Source organism: Candidatus Photodesmus katoptron Akat1, assembly GCF_000478685.1.
Lineage (GTDB): Bacteria > Pseudomonadota > Gammaproteobacteria > Enterobacterales > Vibrionaceae > Vibrio > Vibrio anomalopis.
On the sequence record NZ_AMSD01000002.1, the window covers coordinates 131,154 to 150,499 of the forward strand.

Consider the following 19,346-nt stretch of genomic DNA (forward strand, 5'->3'; position numbering starts at 1 on the left):
TTTGAAATAAATTGAGAAAGTATGAATCCTCCAGTTTCTAAATTAGAAAGAAGAATAGGATATAAATTTACTAGCGATAACTTAATTCATTTAGCATTAACTCATCGTAGTGCAAATATAAAGCACAATGAGCGTCTTGAGTTTTTGGGAGATTCAATTTTGAGTTTTGTTATTGCAGATAATCTTTATTATCGTTTCCCAACAGTGAGTGAAGGTGATATGAGTCGTATGCGTGCAACCTTAGTTCGTGGTAATACATTGGCTGAGTTAGGTCGTGAATTTAAGTTAGGGAATTACTTAAAATTAGGATTAGGTGAATTTAAAAATAGGGGGTTTCTAAGAGATTCAATTTTAGCTAATGTTGTAGAGGCAATTATTGGTGCTGTTTATTTGGATAGTGATATTGAAATGGTACGTCTCATTGTCCTAAGTTGGTATCGAACTCGTCTAGAAGTAATTAAGCCAGGTATATCACAAAAAGATCCTAAAACGCGGTTGCAAGAATCTCTTCAAAGTAAAAAGAAACCTTTACCAATTTATACAATAATTAAAATTAAAGGCGAAGCTCATAATCAACAATTTACAGTATCTTGTAATATCGAAGGGATTAAGAATTTTATAATTGGTAAAGGTACTAGTCGTCGCAAAGCTGAACAAGAAGCTGCTAAAATAGCGCTTGGATTGCCTGAAATGAGCATATAAAATTATTTGAGGTTTATGTTTCATTGAAAAATAAAAAATCTAGTGTAAATAATCTACAGTATTGCGGTTTTATTGCTATAATTGGTCGTCCAAATGTTGGTAAGTCAACTTTGATGAACAGTATACTAGGTCAAAAAATCTCTATTACTTCTTGCAAACCACAAACTACTCGTCATCGCATTATTGGTATTGATACTGAAGAAAATTATCAATCAATTTATCTTGATACTCCTGGATTCCAGATTAAAGAAAAGAGCGCTATTAACCGTGTAATGAATCATGTAGCAAATAATTCACTGCATCATGCAGATTTGCTAATTTTTTTAGTTGATGCATTGAAATGGACTAAAGATGATGAGCGTCTGTTAATTAAATTAAAAAACTGCAATATTCCAGTAATACTTTGTATAAATAAAGTTGATTGTTTAAAAGATAGAAGTAGGGTGATGCTGCAAATGCAAGAAGTATCAATTAAGATGAATTTTACTACAATTATTCCCATTTCAGCAAAGTATAGTAGAAACATTGATATATTAAAAAAATATGTCCGTAGATATCTACCAAAATCCATGCATCATTTCCCTAGTAAGGATATAATACATTGTTCTCAAAGTTTTATGGCATCTGAAATTTTACGAGAAAAATTGATGCGTTTTACAGGTGATGAATTACCCTATTCTTTAACTGTAAAGATTGAAGATTTTGATTATAACACTGTTACTAGTATTTTATTTATTAATGCCCTTATTTTAGTTGAACGTAATGCTCAGAAAAAAATAGTAATCGGTAAATATGGAAAAAAAATTAAGACCATTGGTTCTGCAGCGCGGATTGATATGCAAAAAGCATTTAGTTGTCAAGTGTATTTAAAAACTTGGGTAAAAGTACAACTTGGTTGGACTAATAATCAAAGTAGATTATCTGAATTAGGTTATTTAGATTATTTATAAATACCTTTAATGTAATTAAGTAAAAAAACAGATAACTTAAATATGTTCTTAATAATTTGAATTTATCGTACTGGATTAGATTAAAGGTGATTGTTTGGATGAATTTCAACGTTGTTTTATTATACATCGTCGCCTGCATGGTGAATCTAGTTTAATCTTAAATATTTTTAGTGAGTTATATGGATGTATGACTCTAATATCAAAAGGTGTTCGTGTTCGTAAGCGTTCTAATTTGAAAGGTATTTTACAACCTTTTACTCCTTTGTTACTTTGTTGGTCTGGTAATTTTGGTTCATTGAAAACTTTGATTCAGGCTGAGCCTATAAGTATTGGATTACCATTATCTGGTATTAATCTTTATTCAGCGATGTATATTAATGAGCTTATAGGTCGGTTATTGATGCAAGAGGTAGCAATGCCCGGTTTATTTTATAATTATCTATCTGTTTTAACTAAACTTGCACAGGAAGATAACCCAGAACCGGCGTTAAGATGCTTTGAATTAGAGTTGCTCTCTGCTATAGGTTATGGAGTAAATTTTCTTTACTGTGAGGAAACAGGTTTCCCAATTAATCCTAACATGTTATATCGCTATTCTAGTCAGAAAGGGTTCATTATATCAATAATAAAGGATGATGCAACTTTTTTAGGAAATGAACTTCTTTTAATGAACAAACGCCAATTTATAACTAAAGAACAGTTAAGAGTAGCAAAACGATTTACTCGGATAGCATTAAAACCTCATATTGGAAATAAACCATTAAAAAGTAGGGAACTGTTTTTTAGAAAAAATTTATCTCATAGGAGTGTTAAAGAATGAATTCTGTATACTTAGGAGTTAACATTGATCATATTGCTACTTTGCGTAATGTAAGAAGAGAAAAGTATCCTGATCCTGTTCATGCTGCAGGAGTTGCTGAGAAAGCAGGTGCTGATAGTATCACTATCCATTTACGCGAAGATCGTCGTCATATTCTAGAGAATGATCTCTATCTTTTACGTCAGACTTTACAAACTCGTATGAATTTAGAAATTGCAGTATCAGATGAAATGCTTAAAATTGCTTTAAATGCTAAACCTGAATCTGTATGTTTTGTTCCTGAAAAACGTGAAGAATTAACAACAGAGGGGGGATTAGATATCAAAAAAATTTCATCAAGATAAAAAAAGCGACAGAAATATTAACTTCTTCAGGAATTACAGTATCGTTATTTATTGATGCTGATCGTGAACAAATTAATGCAGCAAAAGAGTGTTCTGTTTCTTTTATTGAATTACATACAGGTCATTATGCTAATGCTCAAACAAAAAAAGAAAAAGAAGATGCATTAAAAAAAATTGCAATAGGAGCAAGTTATGCAAGTGAACTCAATATATCAGTCAATGCTGGTCATGGTCTAACCTATCATAATGTAAATCAAATTGCTGCTTTGCCAGAGATTTATGAACTAAACATCGGTCATGCAATTATAGCAAGGGCATTATTTGATGGTTTACAAAAAGCAGTTTCTGATATGAAAACGATTATAAGAGCATCTAGGGAATCACACTAAAGTATGGCAATTATAGGTTTAGGAGTTGATATTATAGAAATAAAAAGGATAGAAAAAGCGTTGGTTCGTTTTGGAATGTCATTTACGCATCGGATTTTAACAGATTTGGAAGTTGAAAGTTATAATAGATTAAGACGGAAAGAAAGGTTTCTAGCCAAACGTTTTGCAGTGAAAGAGGCAGCAGCGAAAGCATTGGGGGTAGGTGTTGCTCATGGAGTTTCTTTTCATGATTTTATTGTTAGTAATAATGATAGCGGACAGCCTATTTTAAAGCTAATAAATAAAGCTGAAGAGATAGCTTCATCTATCAATGTTGCTTTTAATCACATCTCTATCTCTGATGAATATCATTATGCTATGGCAACAGTTATCTTTGAATCATAAGTTTTGAAATATCTCTTAGAATTCCTCTTTTCTTTTCTTTTTACTTTTTCTTGAATAAAAGTTATTGTTATCCGGAATACTATGCATGATTTTATCATGTTAGCATATTTTTGTTCCTTTAAATTATTAGATATTTGATAAAATATTTAGGATTTCAATATGGTAGCGATAAGAAACACACACCTAAGTTCTGACAGACAGTTTGATTTAGAACAATGGATAGCTTGTCTCGGTCAAAATACAGAAACTAGCAAGTGTTTAAAAGAGGTTTATCGTCATTGTGAAAGAGTCATTTCTAATCATGAGAAAGGTGATTTACTATTATGGCGTGGTCGTGAAATGATTGAAATCTTGATTACTTTATCAATGGATAAAATGACGTTGATTTCTGCTCAATTATTTCCTATTTTTTCAAGTAATCAGCTTTATGCAAAAGTATTAGAAAAACATTATGATAAAGATATTATTAAAGTAATTTATGGTGTAAAACAAATGGCAATTGTTACGCAGCTTAATCTAAATTTGAAAGGTGATAGAATATCAGGTCAAATTGATAGTTTGCGTCGTATGTTATTAGCAATGGTTGAAGATTTTCGTTGTGTTTTAATTAAATTAGCTGAATGTATTGTTAATTTACTTGAAGTTAAAGAAGCTCCAGATTATATACGTAAAGCAGTTTCTAAGGAGTGTGCTCAGATTTATGCTCCATTAGCAAGTCGTTTGGGTATAGGTCAATTTAAATGGGAAATTGAAGATTATTCATTTCGTTATCAGCAACCAGATACTTATAAGTTAATTGCAAGACAGTTGTCAGAACGTCGTATTGTTCGAGAAGAATATATTAAAAAATTTATTGATAATCTTACAACGCAAATGAGTGTTTTTCGTATTAATGTTAAGGTTAGTGGTCGTCCTAAGCATATATATAGTATATGGAAAAAAATGCAAAAAAAAGGTTTAGATTTCAATGAACTGTTTGATGTTCGGGCTGTTCGAATTATAGCTGAAACATTAGAAGATTGTTATGCTGTATTAGGTATAATTCATACTAAATATAATTATTTGCCAAGCGAATTTGATGATTATATTGCTAATCCTAAAAGTAATGGTTATCAGTCAATCCATACTGTTATATTGGGTCCAGAAGAAAAAACTATAGAAATTCAGATACGTACCGAAAAGATGCATATAGATTCTGAGTTAGGTATTGCTGCTCATTGGAAATATAAGGAAGGTAACAATCAAGGTCTGAGTGAATGTGATAAGAAAATCATTTGGTTACGTAAATTACTCGATTGGCAAGAAGAAATGTTAAATTCTAGAGAATTATTTCATCAATTACGCAGTCAAATTTTTACTGATCGTGTCTATACTTTTACTCCAAAAGGGAATATTGTTGACTTACCAATAGGATCTACGCCTTTAGATTTTGCTTATCACATTCACTCAGAAATTGGTCATCGTTGTGTTGGAGTTAAAGTCAATGGTTGTATTGTACCATTTACTCATAAATTAATGATGGGAGATCAAGTTGAAATTATAACACAAAGAGAAGCTACTCCATCTCGTGATTGGTTAAATTTATCTAATGGGTTTATTTATTCAAATCGTGCACGTTCTAAAATTAATGCTTGGTTTCATAAAAAAAATCGTCAGAAAAATATTGAATCAGGTCGAGAATTTTTAGGAAATGAATTGATAAAAATTGGAAGCACTTTAAAGCAGGTAAATATTTCTGTTTTGAAGCGATTTCATTTGAATACTTTTGATGAATTATATCTTGGTGTTGGTACAGGGAAATTACGTATTAATCAAATTATTAATTATATTAATAATTTCTTAATACAAAGGAAAACTGTCACTGAAGAAAATAGACATATATTAAAAAAACTCAATAGATTTAAAAAGGATGATTTATCAGTAAATAAATTTAGTAATTCTGCTATTACTGTTGAAGGTGTTGATAATTTAATGATTCATCTTGCTCGTTGTTGTACTCCAATTCCTGGCGATAATATTAAAGGTTATATTACTCAAGGTCGAGGCATTTCAGTGCATCGTAATGATTGCGATCAGTTAGAAGAACTTAGATTACACGACCCAAAACGTATTATTAATACGATATGGGATAGCAATAGGTTAATTGGTACTTATATTTTAACAGTTCGTATTGAAGCCATCGAACGCATCGGATTACTTAGAGATATAATAAGTATTCTTGATAATGAAAAAGTAAAGGTCAGCAATATAAGGAGTAACTCTGATTATAATCGTCAAATTTTGGTCATAGATCTTGATCTAGAAGTTTCTGATGTTGAGATGTTGTTGCCAGTTTCAAGGTATCTTGAAAAAGTTAAGAATGTAATTTTAGTTAGACGATTATAACCTAGTATTTATTGGTAATAATATAGTTTATTTTGATGATTTTTACTTTAATTTTAATTTTGAGAAATATCTTAGAAAAGTTATACTTATTCATCTAGTGTTATTAGATAGTATTCTACAGTTAGTATGTTTACGTTGTAGTGATAAAAACCTTTTGTTACACTTTCTGCAAGGTTCCAAGTTTCTTTAGTTAAGGATAAAAACATTTCAATTAATGTTAGGTTCAGTATGGCTACAAATTATATTTTTGTCACCGGTGGTGTTGTTTCCTCTTTAGGTAAGGGTATCGCAGCAGCTTCTTTAGCTTCTATTTTAGAAGCCCGTGGTCTCAAAGTAACACTTATGAAACTTGATCCTTATATCAATGTTGATCCTGGTACTATGAGTCCAACTCAACACGGTGAGGTTTTTGTTACAGAAGATGGAGCTGAAACTGATCTTGATCTTGGTCACTATGAGCGGTTTATTCGTACTAAGATGACTAGGAGTAATAATTTTACAACAGGCCGTGTCTATGCTGATGTTTTACGTAAAGAACGTCGTGGTGATTACCTAGGTGCAACAGTTCAAGTAATTCCACATATAACTAATTCAATTAAGGATCGTGTAATTTTAGGTTCTAAAAAATATGATATTGCTATTGTTGAGATTGGAGGTACTGTTGGTGATATTGAATCTTTGCCGTTTATGGAAGCGATTCGACAATTAGCTGTTGAGTTAGGTCGAGGGTATACTATGTTTATGCATTTAACTTTAGTACCTTATCTAGCATCGGCAGGTGAAGTAAAAACTAAACCAACACAGCATTCTGTTAAGGAACTTTTATCGATAGGTATTCAACCAGATATTTTAATTTGCCGTTCAGATCGTATTCTTCCAGCAAACGAACGTAAAAAGATTGCACTTTTTTGTAATGTACCGGAAAAGGCAGTAATTTCGGTAAAAGATGTTGATTCAATTTATAAGATTCCTCAATTAATTAAAGCTCAGTATCTTGATGATTTAGTGTGTGATCACTTTAAAATCAATGCTCCTGAAGCAAATCTTTCTGAATGGGAGCAAGTAATTTATGAAGAAGCAAATCCAACAGGTGAAATAACTGTTGGATTAATTGGTAAGTACACTGAACTGCCAGATGCGTATAAATCTGTCAATGAAGCATTAAAACATGCAGGACTTAAAAATCGTCTGAGTATTAATATCCATTATATTGATTCTCAAGATGTAGAAAATAGAGGTATAGAAATTTTCAATGGTTTAGATTCTATTTTAGTTCCAGGTGGTTTTGGTGATCGTGGTATTGAAGGTAAAATTCGAGCCGCTCAGTACGCACGTGAGAATAATGTTCCCTATCTAGGAATTTGTTTAGGTATGCAAGTTGCCTTAATTGAATATGCACGTAATGTTGTAGGTATGCAAGGTGCTCATTCAACAGAGTTTGATAAAAAAACAAAGTATCCGGTAGTAGGACTAATAACAGAATGGATAAATGGTGAAGGGGAAATTGAAGAACGTACGGAAAATTCCTATCTTGGAGGTACTATGCGTCTTGGCCTACAGTTATGTTACTTAGAAAAAGGAACAAAAACGTATGAAGTATATGGCAATAGAAAGATTTATGAACGTCATCGTCATCGTTATGAGGTAAATAATAATTTTCGTTTACAAATTGAAAGCGCTGGTCTAAAAGTATCTGGTTTATCTGCAGATAAAAAACTAGTTGAAGTAATTGAAAATCCAGATCATCCATGGTTCATAGCCGCACAATTTCATCCTGAGTTTACTTCTACACCTCGTGATGGACACCCTTTATTTACTAGTTTTGTGAAAACCGCAAGGCAATTTCAGCGTGGTGATAGGTATTAAAATTAATTATATGTTTATTAATCTTATTTTTATAATAAATTAGAGAGAAAATTAATGTCTAAGATTGTTAAAATTCAAGGTCGTGAAATTATTGATTCACGTGGGAATCCTACTGTAGAGGCTGAAGTACATTTAGAAGGTGGTTTTGCAGGTATGGCCTCTGTTCCGTCTGGTGCATCTACTGGTTCTCGTGAAGCGCTTGAGTTACGTGATGGAGATAGTCGCTTCCTAGGGAAAGGTGTTCTTAAAGCTGTCTCATCTATTAATAAAGCAATTTCTGAAGTTTTACTTGGTAAAGATGCAACAGAACAGTCCTATATTGATGAACTTATGATTAAGCTAGATGGTACTGAAAATAAATCTCAGCTTGGTGCTAATGCTATTTTAGCTGTTTCTTTAGCTAATGCAAAGGCAGCAGCTGCCTTTAAAAACATGCCTTTGTATAAGCATATTGCTGATTTAAATGGGACTTCTGGTCAATTTTCTATGCCTTTGCCAATGATGAATATTATTAATGGAGGCGCACATGCTAATAATAATATTGATATTCAGGAATTTATGATTCAACCAGTGTCTGCTAGAAGTTTTAAAGAAGCCATATGTATTGGTTCAGAAGTTTTTCATAATTTAGCCAAAGTCCTCAGATTAGAAGGATTAAGTACTGCAGTTGGTGATGAAGGTGGTTTTTCTCCTAATTTAACCTCTAATATTGCTGCTTTAGATATTATTAAAGAGGCAGTAGAAACATCTGGTTATGTATTAGGTAAAGATATTACTTTAGCTATGGATTGTGCTGCATCTGAATTTTACGATAAAATATCTGATCATTATCATATGAAAGGAGAAAATAGAATCTTTTCTTCTAAAGAATTAAATCATTATTTAGAAGATTTAACTAAACAGTATCCTATAATATCTATTGAAGATGGTCTTGATGAATCAGATTGGGATGGCTTTAAGTACCAAACGAAACTATTAGGGAATAAAGTTCAGTTAGTAGGTGATGATTTATTTGTTACTAATACTAAAATTTTTTCTCAAGGTATAGAGAAAGGTATTGCTAATTCTATTTTGATAAAATGTAACCAAATTGGTTCTTTAACAGAAACTTTAGCTGCTATTAAGATGGCTAAAAATGCAGGTTATGCTGTTATAATATCTCATCGTTCTGGTGAAACTGAGGATGTAACTATCTCTGACCTATCAGTAGGAACAGCTTCAGGTCAGATTAAAACAGGTTCTGTTAGTCGTTCTGACCGAGTTGCTAAATATAATCAACTTATTCGTATAGAAGAAATGTTAGGTGAACGCGCTGTCTATAATGGTCTTAAAGAAGTTAAATGTCAGTTTTAATATATTTATTAATAGCATTAATTCGAAGTTTTTTAATCTTCATTTTAATTTCTTTCCCTTGCATATTATTTTGAATAATAGTGCTTATATTTACTGATAAAGCAGCTTGGTAAGCGGAAAGAAAAAACTCTCCTTGTGGATAAGAATGTGTTTTAATTTGTAACTCCATTCCTGCTGTTTGCTGGATAGCTTGGCAGCAGGTAATTAGCTGTTGTAAGCGTTTTGGTTTTCTCCAAACATTTGCTCTGTCAAGAATTTCGAGTATTTTAGATGCATATAATGTATTACCTTGGCATATATATTGGTATTCTTCACATACTAATACAGCTAATTCTTTAAATTTATTAGGTGCTTTTATTCGATTTAATATTTTTTTAATTATTTGTTTTCTAACATGGTTTTTAAAATTAATTTGATTATCTAGGTACTGGATTTGCGCGGCAAATCGGACAGATAATGATGTAGACAGTAATGCTATTTGTTTTGCAATAATAAGAGGAAAGATTTTGCTATTTTGTTTTTTTGAAAATTCAAATGCAGAATGTAGTTCTGGAATAATTTCTTTAAGGGCTCCGCATTGATATAGGACAGATAAAAATACATCAGGATTATTAGTTTTTAAAGATTTATGCCATTCTTGCCAAATTCTTTCTGGTGTTAATTGTTTTAATTCGCCTGAACTACTTATTTGAGTCATAATCTTAATAGTTTTAGGTTCTATTTTAAATCCTAAATATGCAAGTTTTGCAGCAAATCTAGCTACTCTTAGTACACGTAATGGATCTTCTGAAAATGCATCAGAGACATGACGAAGAATCCGGTTGTCTAAATCTTTTTGTCCATTGTATGGATCAATAATTGTTCCAATATTATTTTTAGCTATTGCATTAATAGTTAGATCTCGACGCATCAAATCTTCTTCCAATGTAACATCAGAAGAAAAATAACATTCAAATTCAGTATGTCCTATTCCAGTTTTTTTTCTCGTCTTGCTAAGGAGTATTCCTGTTTATTTTTAGAATGTAAAAAGACAGGAAAATTTTTCCCAACAGGAATAAAACCTTGAGATAGCATTTCTTTTGGTGAACTTCCTACCACTACCCAGTCCATATCATTTACATCAATATTTAGCAATTGATCTCGTACAGCGCCACCAACTAAGTATACTTGCATTTGTTTTTTCCATATTTACTAATAGGTTAGATTTTAAAAAAGATAACTAAAATATTAATTTAAAGAAACGACAGCATATAAATTAGACTATTTTTTAGTATCTTATTGGTATGTTTTTATTAATTTTTTAGTATTTTCAATAGCTGTTTTTAATCTCAATTTTTGATAGGCTTGTAATTGGATTTTTAGAGATTCTTTAACTATTCGTTTATTATGTGGATATTTATTTTGGATTTTCTGAGTACGATTAATTGCCGCTATCCAAGCTCTTCTTTTTAAGTAAAAATAAGCTATTGCTAAATGATGTTCTGCTAATCGATTTTCAAGTTCAAATATATATCTTTTAGCGTCTTTAGCATAAGAACTAGTTGGATAACGTTCTAGTAATTGTTTGAAATCAGTTATAGATATGTTTGTTAGTTCAGTGTCTCGATCGCTTCGATTAATACGGAAGAAATCATACAATTTGTTTTTGTCTTGTTTCATATGTGTTAAACCTTGCATATATAATACCCAATCCATTTTCTCATGAGCTGAATTCCATTGAGAAAAACGTTTGATGTTAGCAAGAGCAAATGTCAAATCATTATTTCTATAGTAAGCATAAATAAGATCTAATTGTATTTGTTTAGCATATGGAGATAAAGGATGAAGATAATGTAATTCTTCTAGTTTTTTAATAGAAACTGACCAGTTAGAAGAATTTAAAATATTTTCTCTTTCTAAGTAAGAGTCAGAAGATTCAATATTAGGAACTATTTCTTTATGCATTGAACAACCAAACAATAACAATAATGTAAATAAATATGATAAAACTTTCTTTTTCATATATAAGAATATATTTCCTTGCATTTAAATAATTGCAATTTCTATTATTAATTAATAGTAGTGCTGGATATAATAGTTCAGATTATCCCATAATAGTGGTTGTTGATCTCATAATTTTTAAAAAAGTTCAAATATGTTCAATCAGATTAAATTAATAGATATAGTAAAAAATAATCAGTCAGGACAAAGATTAGATCAAACTGCAACTGAATTATTTAGTGATTTTTCTCGTTCTCTTATAAAAAAATGGCTTTTAGATGGCAAAGTGTATGTTAATAATTTAATAATTACCAAACCTAGTACCAAGGTAAAAATGGGACAAACAATCAGAATTGAACTTGAGTTTCAGAATAAAAAGCAACACTTGGAAGCTCAAAATATTTTTCTTGATATTGTTTATGAAGATAATTATCTTTTAGTGATAAATAAACCGCGTGATTTTGTTGTTCATCCTGGTGCTGGAACGTATGATGGTACTTTGCTGAATGCATTGCTTTATCATTACCCAGGTATTGAAAAAATACCGAGAGCTGGTATTGTTCATCGTTTGGATAAAAATACTACAGGTTTAATGATTATCGCAAAAACATTACCATCATATACATATTTTGTTCAGGAATTTCAAAAAAGAAATATTATTCGTGAATATGAAGCCATTGTTATTGGTACAATTACTTTTTCTGGAAAAATTGATGAGCCTATTTCTCGTCATTCAACTAAACGTACTTTAATGGCTGTTTCTCCAATAGGTAAGTATGCAATTACTCATTATCAAGTAATTGAATGTTTTCGTGAATATACTCACCTTCACTTGCGTTTAGAAACAGGACGTACTCATCAGATTCGTGTTCATATGTCTTATTTACAACATCCTTTGTTAGGTGATTATTCTTATGGTGCTTACATGAAAATTCCAAAAGGAGCTTCAAAAACATTAGTTGAAATGATTCGTGCTTTTGATCGTCAGGCTTTACATGCTAGTACCCTTAAATTTAAGCATCCAATAACAGGAAAAATGATGAAGTTTCATTCCTCTTTACCCAGCGATATCCTTTCAATGATAAAAATTTTTCGTGAGGATATTAGATCTTATAATTTATAAACATATGTTCAGTTATATCATTCCTAATTGGGTAGTGCCTAAACATGTTAAAGCTATATCATCAACTCGAGTTGGTGGTTTTTCTTCCTTTCCATACAATGAATTAAACCTTTCCATTCATGTTGGAGATGATTTGGATTTAGTTCATAAAAATCGCCAGTATTTAACAAAACTGACTGCTATGCCATCATATCCTGTTTGGCTTAAACAGACTCATTCAAATTGCGTGGAAGAAGTATTTTATCCACCTATTGATATACTAAAAGCTGATGGAATTTTCACTCAATCTGATAATATTATTTGTGCTGTGATGACGGCTGATTGCCTTCCTATTTTGCTTACTGATATACGAGGTACTCAAATTGCTGCATTGCATGCTGGTTGGAGGGGTCTTGCTAATGGCATAATTGAGAATGCGTTAAATAAATTTGATGGAGAGGTTATTGCTTGGTTAGGCCCTACAATTAGTGATTCATTTTTTGAAGTCGGAGAAGAAGTCATACAGGCATTTGTTGATGCTGATATTAGTATGTTTCAATCTTTTCAATTGAAACAATCTGTTAATAAATATCTAGTTAACCTACCTTTACTAGCAAGCAAATTACTTCATAAAATAGGTGTAACAAAGGTAGTCAATAGTGGGTTATGTACTTTCAATAATGATTGTTTTTTTTCTTATCGGCGAGATGGTGTTACTGGACGTCAGGCCTCTTTTATTTGGATTGAAGATTAATACCCTAAATTATAAACGTAAAAAAGGTAATTTATTTTTTAATTAAATTGCTTTAAGAGAGTTGAGATGCATCTGGATAGGTTTACTGATAAATTACAATTAGCTATTTCTAATAGTTATGATTTAGCATTAAGTCATCTTCATAAATATATAGAACCCATACATTTAATGCGTGCATTACTGGATGATCGAAGTGCAAATTCTATTCGTGTTTTATTAACTATGCTAGATATTGATATTTTTCAAATGAATTCAAGATTAAATTTCTTTTTAGAAAATGTATCAAAGGCAAGTAGTATTGATAATGAACTGAAATTTTCTAGTTCTATAGGACGATTATTTAATTTATGTAATCTTATAGCAAAAAAACGTCAAGATTCTTATATATCACCTGAAGTATTTTTACTTGCAGCAATTGAAGATAACGGCGTTCTAGGTATTTTGTTAAAAAAATTTTATCTAACAGAAGAAAAACTATTAGATGTAATAGAGCAAATGCATAAAAGTAAGCAAATTAATATTAGCAATACTAAAGAATTAAAAGGAGTATTAAACAAGTTTACTATTGATTTAACAAAGCATGCAAAGGAAGGAAAGATTGACCCTGTAATTGGTAGAAATAATGAAATTCGTCGGACTATACAAATACTACAAAGAAGAAGTAAAAATAATCCAGTTATTATTGGAAAGCCTGGTGTAGGGAAAACTGCTATTGTTGAAGGGTTAGCACAACGTATTGTAAATAATGAAGTTCCAGAAGGATTGATAGGAAAACGTCTTCTTATTCTTGATATGGTAGCACTTATAACTGGTGCAAAATATAGAGCTGAATTTGAAGAACGTCTTAAATCAGTATTGAATGAAATTTTTCATCAAGAAGGTAATATAATACTTTTTATTGATGAGTTGCATACTATAGCAGGTGTAGGTAAATCTGAAGATGCAATAGATGCTGGAAATATATTAAAACTAGCTCTTTCTCGTAGTGAATTACATTGTGTAGGTGCGACAACTTTAGATAAATATTGTCAGTATATTGAAAAAGATCCTGCTATTGAGCGTCGTTTTCAAAAAATTTTAATCGATGAACCTACAGTAAACGATACTATTTCAATATTACGTGGTCTAAAAGAGCGTTATGAACTTTATCACCATGTCGAAATTACAGATCTTGCTATTGTAGCATCAGCTAGTTTATCACATCGTTATATTTCAGATCGGCAATTGCCAGATAAAGCTATCGACTTAATGGATGAAGCAGCATCAAGTATTCGTATGCAAATTGATTCTAAACCAAAATCTTTAGTTCAGCTTGAACGAAAAATTATTCAACTTAAAATTGAGCAAAAAGCATTAAATAGTAAAAATGATATGGTTAGTAAGAAGCGATTAGAGACTATTAAATTAGAATTAAAAGATAAAGAAAATGCTTTTTCTAAACTGGAAAAAATATGGAATTCGGAAAAAGCAATGTTATCAGATGCTCAATATATGAAGAGTGCATTAGAGCAAGCTCGAATAGATATGGAATGTGCAGCTCGAATTGCTGATTTAAATAGAATGTCAGAGTTACAGTATAGCCGTATTCCTAAGTTAGAAAGGCAATTAAAGCAAATTATTCAATCTGAAATAAAAGAATCAACACTGTTACGTAATAAAGTAACTGACCATGAAATTGCAGAAGTACTTTCTAAGCAAACAGGTATTCCGGTATGTCAAATACTTACAGAAGAAAAAGAAAAATTACTTTGTATGGAAAATTTCCTACATCAGAGGGTCATTGGTCAAAGCAAAGCTATAAAGGTGGTATCTGATGCTATTAGACGAAATAGATGTGGTTTATCTGATCCAAATAAACCAGTAGGAACATTTCTATTTTTAGGACAAACTGGGGTGGGGAAAACAAAACTTTGTAAAGTATTAGCATATTTTATGTTTAACAGTGAAGATTCTTTAATTCGTCTAGATATGTCAGAGTTTATGGAAAAACATTCTGTTGCTCGTTTAGTTGGTGCTCCTCCAGGTTATGTTGGTTATGAAAATGGTGGTTATTTAACAGAAGCTGTACGTAGAAAACCTTATTCTGTAATATTATTAGATGAGATAGAAAAGGCACACCCTGATATATTCAATATTTTATTGCAGGTGCTTGATGATGGGCGTTTAACAGACTCTCAGGGCCGTACTGTTAATTTTCGTAATACAGTTATAATTATGACATCCAATTTAGGATCAGAATGGATTCAAAGAAATACAGTTCTAGATTACCAAGAAATTAAAAATGAAATCATGGGTCTACTTAATAAACAATTCCGTCCAGAATTTTTAAATAGAATAGATGAAAATGTTGTATTTAATCCTCTTACTATAGATAATATAAAAAAAATTGCAAAGATTGAGTTAGAAAATTTGATTAATCGTATGGAAATAAATGGTTACGAACTTAATGTATCGAACGATGTTTTAGATTTAATTGCTCAAATTGGTTTTGACCCGCTATTTGGCGCAAGACAATTAAAGAGAGCGATACAACAAAAAATAGAAAACCAACTCGCCAGAGTAATTCTCTCTGATGAATTTTATAGAGATAAAAAATAAAATTACTAGTTAAAAAAAATGCAATTTCCGTTAGTTAAATGAAACTATTATTGAAAAATTTATCTTTTTAATGCATTTTAGTCAGTTCCGCTATTTCACGAGTTTGATTAATGATAAATTTTATGTTTCTCGCACCTGCACCAACTAAGTTTCCTGAATTCAGATATTCAATACCCCCAGCATAATCTGTTAAAATAGCACCAGCCTCTCTAGCAATTAGTATCCCTGCAGCTATATCCCAAGGTTTTAAAGCTAATTCAAAATAAGCATCAATCCGACTTGCTGCAAGGTAACAAAGATCTAAAGCTGCAGAACCAGTACAGCGTATTCCAGAAAAATTAGTCAGCATAGAAGTCATTATCTTTATGTAAGAATCAGAGTATTTTTTATTTTTAAATAGGAAGTTAGTCGCTACAATCATATTTTTTAGTTCCTTAACTTCTTTAATACGGATACGTGTATTGTTTAATCTCGCACCTGCCCCACGTTGAGCTGTAAATAATTCATTAAGCATTGGATCATATACACAGGCAACCTCGGCTTTATTATTTATACTAGCTGCAATTGATACTGCAAAATGTGGTAAGGATTTTATAAAATTTTTTGTTCCATCTAGTGGATCAATATACCATTGCACATTGCTGTGATTCCCCTTGATAAATCCCACTTCTTCTGAAAGAATGGAATGTGTAGGATATGCATTTTGAATAATATCAATGATTATAATTTCCGCTTCTTTATCTATATTTGTGACGAAGTCATTTGGTCCTTTTTGAGTTAATTTGAGTTTACCAAAATTTGAGAAGGACTTAGTGATATGGTTACCTGCCTTTCTTGCAGCACGAATCGCAATATTAAGCATTGGATGCATATAACTCTCCTCTCTATTATATTAGAGAATAATACTTTTGAAGCAAGTGTACTATGATTCTCAAAAAATGGAAGTATAGAATTCACAGAAAACTATACTTTTTCTGGCATCACTAGAAGAAATTAATAACATTGTTTGAGTATTCAATATTTGTTATCTTATTTTGGATTACACACTATAATACTTGACTATTTTAGTCAGGTATGTAAAAATCCTTCCCATGTAAAAGAAATCTAATATTTTGCTATGAAACTTACCTCTAGAGGAAGATATGCAACAACTGCTATGTTAGATCTAGCATTGTATTCAAGAGAAAGAGCGGTATCTCTTTCAGATATATCAGAACGCCAAGGTATTTCGCTTCCTTATTTAGGGCAGTTATTTTCAAAATTACGTAAGTCAGGGTTAGTTATTAGTATTCGTGGTCCAGGAGGTGGTTATAAACTTGGTGCAGATTCATTTGAAATTTCAATTGGTACTATAATTACTGCCGTAGATGGATCTGTTGATATAACGAAGTGTAATGGAAAAACAGATTGTCGAGCTGGTGCACCTTGTTTAACGCATGCATTATGGAAAGAGTTAGGTTCACGTATTAGTGAGCTTTTACATACTATTACACTAGGTGAACTTATGAATAATACTCAACTGCTTGAAATTTCAAATATTTTCAAGTAAAAGTTCTATTTAAATTAGCCATCTTCCATGATAATTTTTATTTTTTGGAGTAAAAAATGAAATTACCTATTTATTTTGATTATTCAGCTACATGTCCTGTTGATCCCCGTGTTGCTAAGAAAATGATTCAATATATGACAATGGATGGTAATTTTGGTAATCCTGCATCTCGTTCTCATCGATATGGTTGGCAGGCAGAAGAGGCAGTTGACTTAGCTCGTGAGCAAATTGCAAATCTGCTAAATGCGGATCCTCGTGAAGTTATATTTACATCAGGCGCAACAGAATCTGATAATCTTGCAATCAAAGGTGTTGCTCATTTTTACAATAAAAAGGGTAAGCATATTGTTACTTGTAAAACAGAGCATAAGGCTGTGCTTGATCCATGTCGTAAACTGGAACGAGAGGGATTTGAAGTAACTTATATTAAGCCTGAAGTTAATGGAATTATTGATCTTAATAAGCTGCAATCAGCTATACGGAAGGATACTATATTAGTTTCTATTATGCATGTAAACAATGAGATAGGCGTAATTCAAGATATTGCATCTATTGGTGATTTATGTCGTGAGCATAAAGCTATTTTTCATATTGATGCAGCACAGTCTGCGGGAAAGCTTCCTATTGATGTACAAAAGTTACATGCAGATCTAATTTCCCTATCTGCACATAAAATTTATGGTCCTAAAGGTATTGGAGCGCTTTATATCCGTCGAAAACCGCGTATTCGTTTAGAAGCACAAATGCATGGTGGTGGTCATGAACGTGGTTTTCGTTCTGGTACATTAGCTACTCATCAAGTAGTTGGAATGGGAGAGGCTTTCCGTATTGCCAAAGAAGATATGCAGAAAGATTTAATACATGCCAAGAAGTTACGTAACATTTTCTTAAATGGTATTGAAAATATGGAAGCAGTAACAATTAATGGTGATTTAAAGCAACGATTGCCTAATAACTTAAATATTAGTTTTGCTTTTGTTGAAGGTGAATCCTTATTGATGTCTTTGAAAGACCTTGCTGTATCATCAGGTAGCGCATGTACTTCAATTAGTTTAGAACCATCATACGTATTACGCGCGTTAGGTCTTAATGATGAGCTTGCACATAGTTCAGTTCGTTTTTCATTTGGTCGGTTTACAACGGAAAAGGAAGTTGAATATGCAGTACGTCAAATTTGTATTTCAGTGAAGAAGTTGCGTAATATGTCTCCTCTTTGGGATATGTATAAAGATGGTGTTGATTTAAACTCTTTTGAATGGGTTCATCATTAAATAATAATTTCAATATCATGACATGATAAGTAAATAAAAAGGATATTAGTTAGAGGTTAAGTCATTAGAGGTAAAGTTAAAGGTTATGGCATATAGCGAAAAAGTAATTGATCACTATGAAAATCCAAGAAATGTAGGCTCCTTTGATAAAGAAGATCCAAATGTAGGAAGTAGTATGGTTGGTGCTCCAGCATGTGGTGACGTTATGAAACTGCAAATTAAGGTAACATCTAAAGGTATTATTGAAGATGCTAGATTTAAAACGTATGGTTGTGGTAGTGCAATTGCCTCTAGTTCATTGATTACTGAATGGGTTAAAGGTAAAAGTATTGATGAAGCAATTTCTATTAAAAATATAGAAATTGCTGAAGAGTTAGAGCTTCCTCCTGTAAAGATTCATTGTTCTATTTTAGCTGAAGATGCAATTAAAGCAGCAATTGAAGATTATAAAAAAAACATTTTACTGCTTAAAAAGATAGCATTTAGCATTCTAACCTGATTTAGAGAGTTTTATATGGCAATCACGATGACAGAAATAGCAGCTAGAAGGATTAAAAGTTGCCTAAAAAATAGAGGTTCGGGTATTGGTTTACGGGTTGGTATAAAAGCCTCTGGTTGTTCTGGGATGACATATTTTCTAGAGGTTGCTGATACACTGAATAAAGATGATAAGGTCTTTGAATGTTGCATGGGAGTAAAACTAATTATTGATTCTAGAAGTTTGCTCCATCTTGATGGAACCAAACTCAATTATGTTAAAAATGGCTTGAATGAAGGTTTTGAATTTGATAATCCAAATGTAAAAAGTAAGTGTGGTTGTGGTGAAAGCTTTAATGTTTAATGTTTAATGTTTAATGTTGTTTTATTTTTTATTAAAAAACTTAGGTCTGAGAACTGTT

15 protein-coding genes and 3 pseudogenes are annotated in these 19,346 nt (G+C 31.5%); 15 read left to right on the top strand and 3 right to left on the bottom strand.

Annotation, left to right across the window (positions count from 1 at the left end; genetic code table 11):
* The first annotated feature begins 21 nt into the window (after positions 1-21).
* The 8 genes and pseudogenes from rnc to eno all read left to right on the top strand — a co-directional run bounded on the left by rnc (position 22) and on the right by eno (position 9,193).
* Positions 22-702: a ribonuclease III gene (gene rnc / locus O1U_RS03145; RefSeq protein ID WP_016503951.1), complete on the top strand. Its 681-nt coding sequence runs from the start codon at positions 22-24 to the stop codon at positions 700-702.
* Positions 699-1,652 (top strand): GTPase Era, encoded by a 954-nt coding sequence (gene era, locus O1U_RS03150; protein ID WP_034411851.1) that lies wholly within the window; start codon positions 699-701, stop codon positions 1,650-1,652. The genes rnc and era overlap by 4 nt, the downstream gene beginning before the upstream one ends.
* A gap of 94 nt (positions 1,653-1,746) precedes the next feature.
* Complete coding sequence (recO, locus tag O1U_RS03155) at positions 1,747-2,472, top strand: DNA repair protein RecO (protein WP_016503953.1); 726 nt, start codon at positions 1,747-1,749, stop codon at positions 2,470-2,472.
* Positions 2,469-3,205 (top strand): annotated as a pseudogene (gene pdxJ, locus O1U_RS03160) (pyridoxine 5'-phosphate synthase). The gene recO and the pseudogene pdxJ overlap by 4 nt, the downstream one beginning before the upstream one ends.
* 3 nt (positions 3,206-3,208) lie before the next feature.
* Entirely contained in the window at positions 3,209-3,589 is a 381-nt protein-coding gene (gene acpS, locus O1U_RS03165) for a holo-ACP synthase (protein ID WP_016503955.1), read from the top strand.
* Between the two features lie 159 nt (positions 3,590-3,748).
* Complete coding sequence (relA, locus tag O1U_RS03170) at positions 3,749-5,974, top strand: GTP diphosphokinase (RefSeq protein WP_016503956.1); 2,226 nt, start codon at positions 3,749-3,751, stop codon at positions 5,972-5,974.
* A 228-nt stretch (positions 5,975-6,202) separates the two neighbouring features.
* A complete protein-coding gene (gene pyrG, locus O1U_RS03175; protein ID WP_016503957.1) occupies positions 6,203-7,840 on the top strand; it encodes a CTP synthase in 1,638 nt (545 codons plus the stop codon).
* A gap of 54 nt (positions 7,841-7,894) precedes the next feature.
* Complete coding sequence (gene eno / locus O1U_RS03180; protein ID WP_016503958.1) at positions 7,895-9,193, top strand: phosphopyruvate hydratase; 1,299 nt, start codon at positions 7,895-7,897, stop codon at positions 9,191-9,193.
* Here eno and O1U_RS03185 read toward each other — a convergent pair.
* A pseudogene (locus O1U_RS03185) lies at positions 9,177-10,366 on the bottom strand (multifunctional CCA addition/repair protein). The gene eno and the pseudogene O1U_RS03185 overlap by 17 nt on opposite strands.
* A gap of 102 nt (positions 10,367-10,468) precedes the next feature.
* Positions 10,469-11,194 carry an outer membrane protein assembly factor BamD gene (locus O1U_RS03190; protein ID WP_040356552.1) on the bottom strand — a complete coding sequence of 242 codons (726 nt, stop codon included), beginning with the start codon at positions 11,192-11,194 and terminating at the stop codon, positions 10,469-10,471.
* Positions 11,195-11,327: 133 nt separating this feature from the next.
* Between O1U_RS03190 and rluD the strand changes: the two genes are divergently transcribed.
* The 3 genes from rluD to O1U_RS03205 all read left to right on the top strand — a co-directional run bounded on the left by rluD (position 11,328) and on the right by O1U_RS03205 (position 15,627).
* The gene (rluD, locus tag O1U_RS03195) at positions 11,328-12,296 is read left to right on the top strand and encodes a 23S rRNA pseudouridine(1911/1915/1917) synthase RluD (RefSeq protein ID WP_016503961.1); all 969 of its coding nucleotides are present in this window, start codon (positions 11,328-11,330) and stop codon (positions 12,294-12,296) included.
* Positions 12,297-12,300: 4 nt separating this feature from the next.
* Positions 12,301-13,029 (top strand): peptidoglycan editing factor PgeF, encoded by a 729-nt coding sequence (pgeF, locus tag O1U_RS03200; protein ID WP_016503962.1) that lies wholly within the window; start codon positions 12,301-12,303, stop codon positions 13,027-13,029.
* Between the two features lie 66 nt (positions 13,030-13,095).
* Positions 13,096-15,627, top strand: a complete 2,532-nt coding sequence (locus O1U_RS03205) for an AAA family ATPase (protein ID WP_016503963.1) — start codon at positions 13,096-13,098, stop codon at positions 15,625-15,627.
* A 67-nt stretch (positions 15,628-15,694) separates the two neighbouring features.
* On the opposite strand, the gene suhB is transcribed toward O1U_RS03205, so the two are convergent.
* On the bottom strand, positions 15,695-16,498 hold the full coding sequence (suhB, locus tag O1U_RS03210) for an inositol-1-monophosphatase (RefSeq protein WP_016503964.1): 804 nt from the start codon (positions 16,496-16,498) through the stop codon (positions 15,695-15,697).
* Between the two features lie 246 nt (positions 16,499-16,744).
* Here suhB and O1U_RS03215 point away from each other — a divergent pair.
* The 4 genes and pseudogenes from O1U_RS03215 to iscA form a co-directional block, all read left to right on the top strand.
* Positions 16,745-17,164: pseudogene (locus O1U_RS03215) on the top strand (Rrf2 family transcriptional regulator); the annotation flags it as partial.
* 68 nt (positions 17,165-17,232) lie between these two features.
* Positions 17,233-18,447 (top strand): IscS subfamily cysteine desulfurase, encoded by a 1,215-nt coding sequence (locus O1U_RS03220; RefSeq protein WP_016503966.1) that lies wholly within the window; start codon positions 17,233-17,235, stop codon positions 18,445-18,447.
* Positions 18,448-18,532: 85 nt separating this feature from the next.
* Entirely contained in the window at positions 18,533-18,946 is a 414-nt protein-coding gene (gene iscU, locus O1U_RS03225) for a Fe-S cluster assembly scaffold IscU (RefSeq protein WP_016503967.1), read from the top strand.
* Between the two features lie 15 nt (positions 18,947-18,961).
* Positions 18,962-19,288, top strand: coding sequence for an iron-sulfur cluster assembly protein IscA (gene iscA, locus O1U_RS03230; protein ID WP_016503968.1), 327 nt, complete (start codon positions 18,962-18,964; stop codon positions 19,286-19,288).
* Positions 19,289-19,346: the final 58 nt, after the last annotated feature.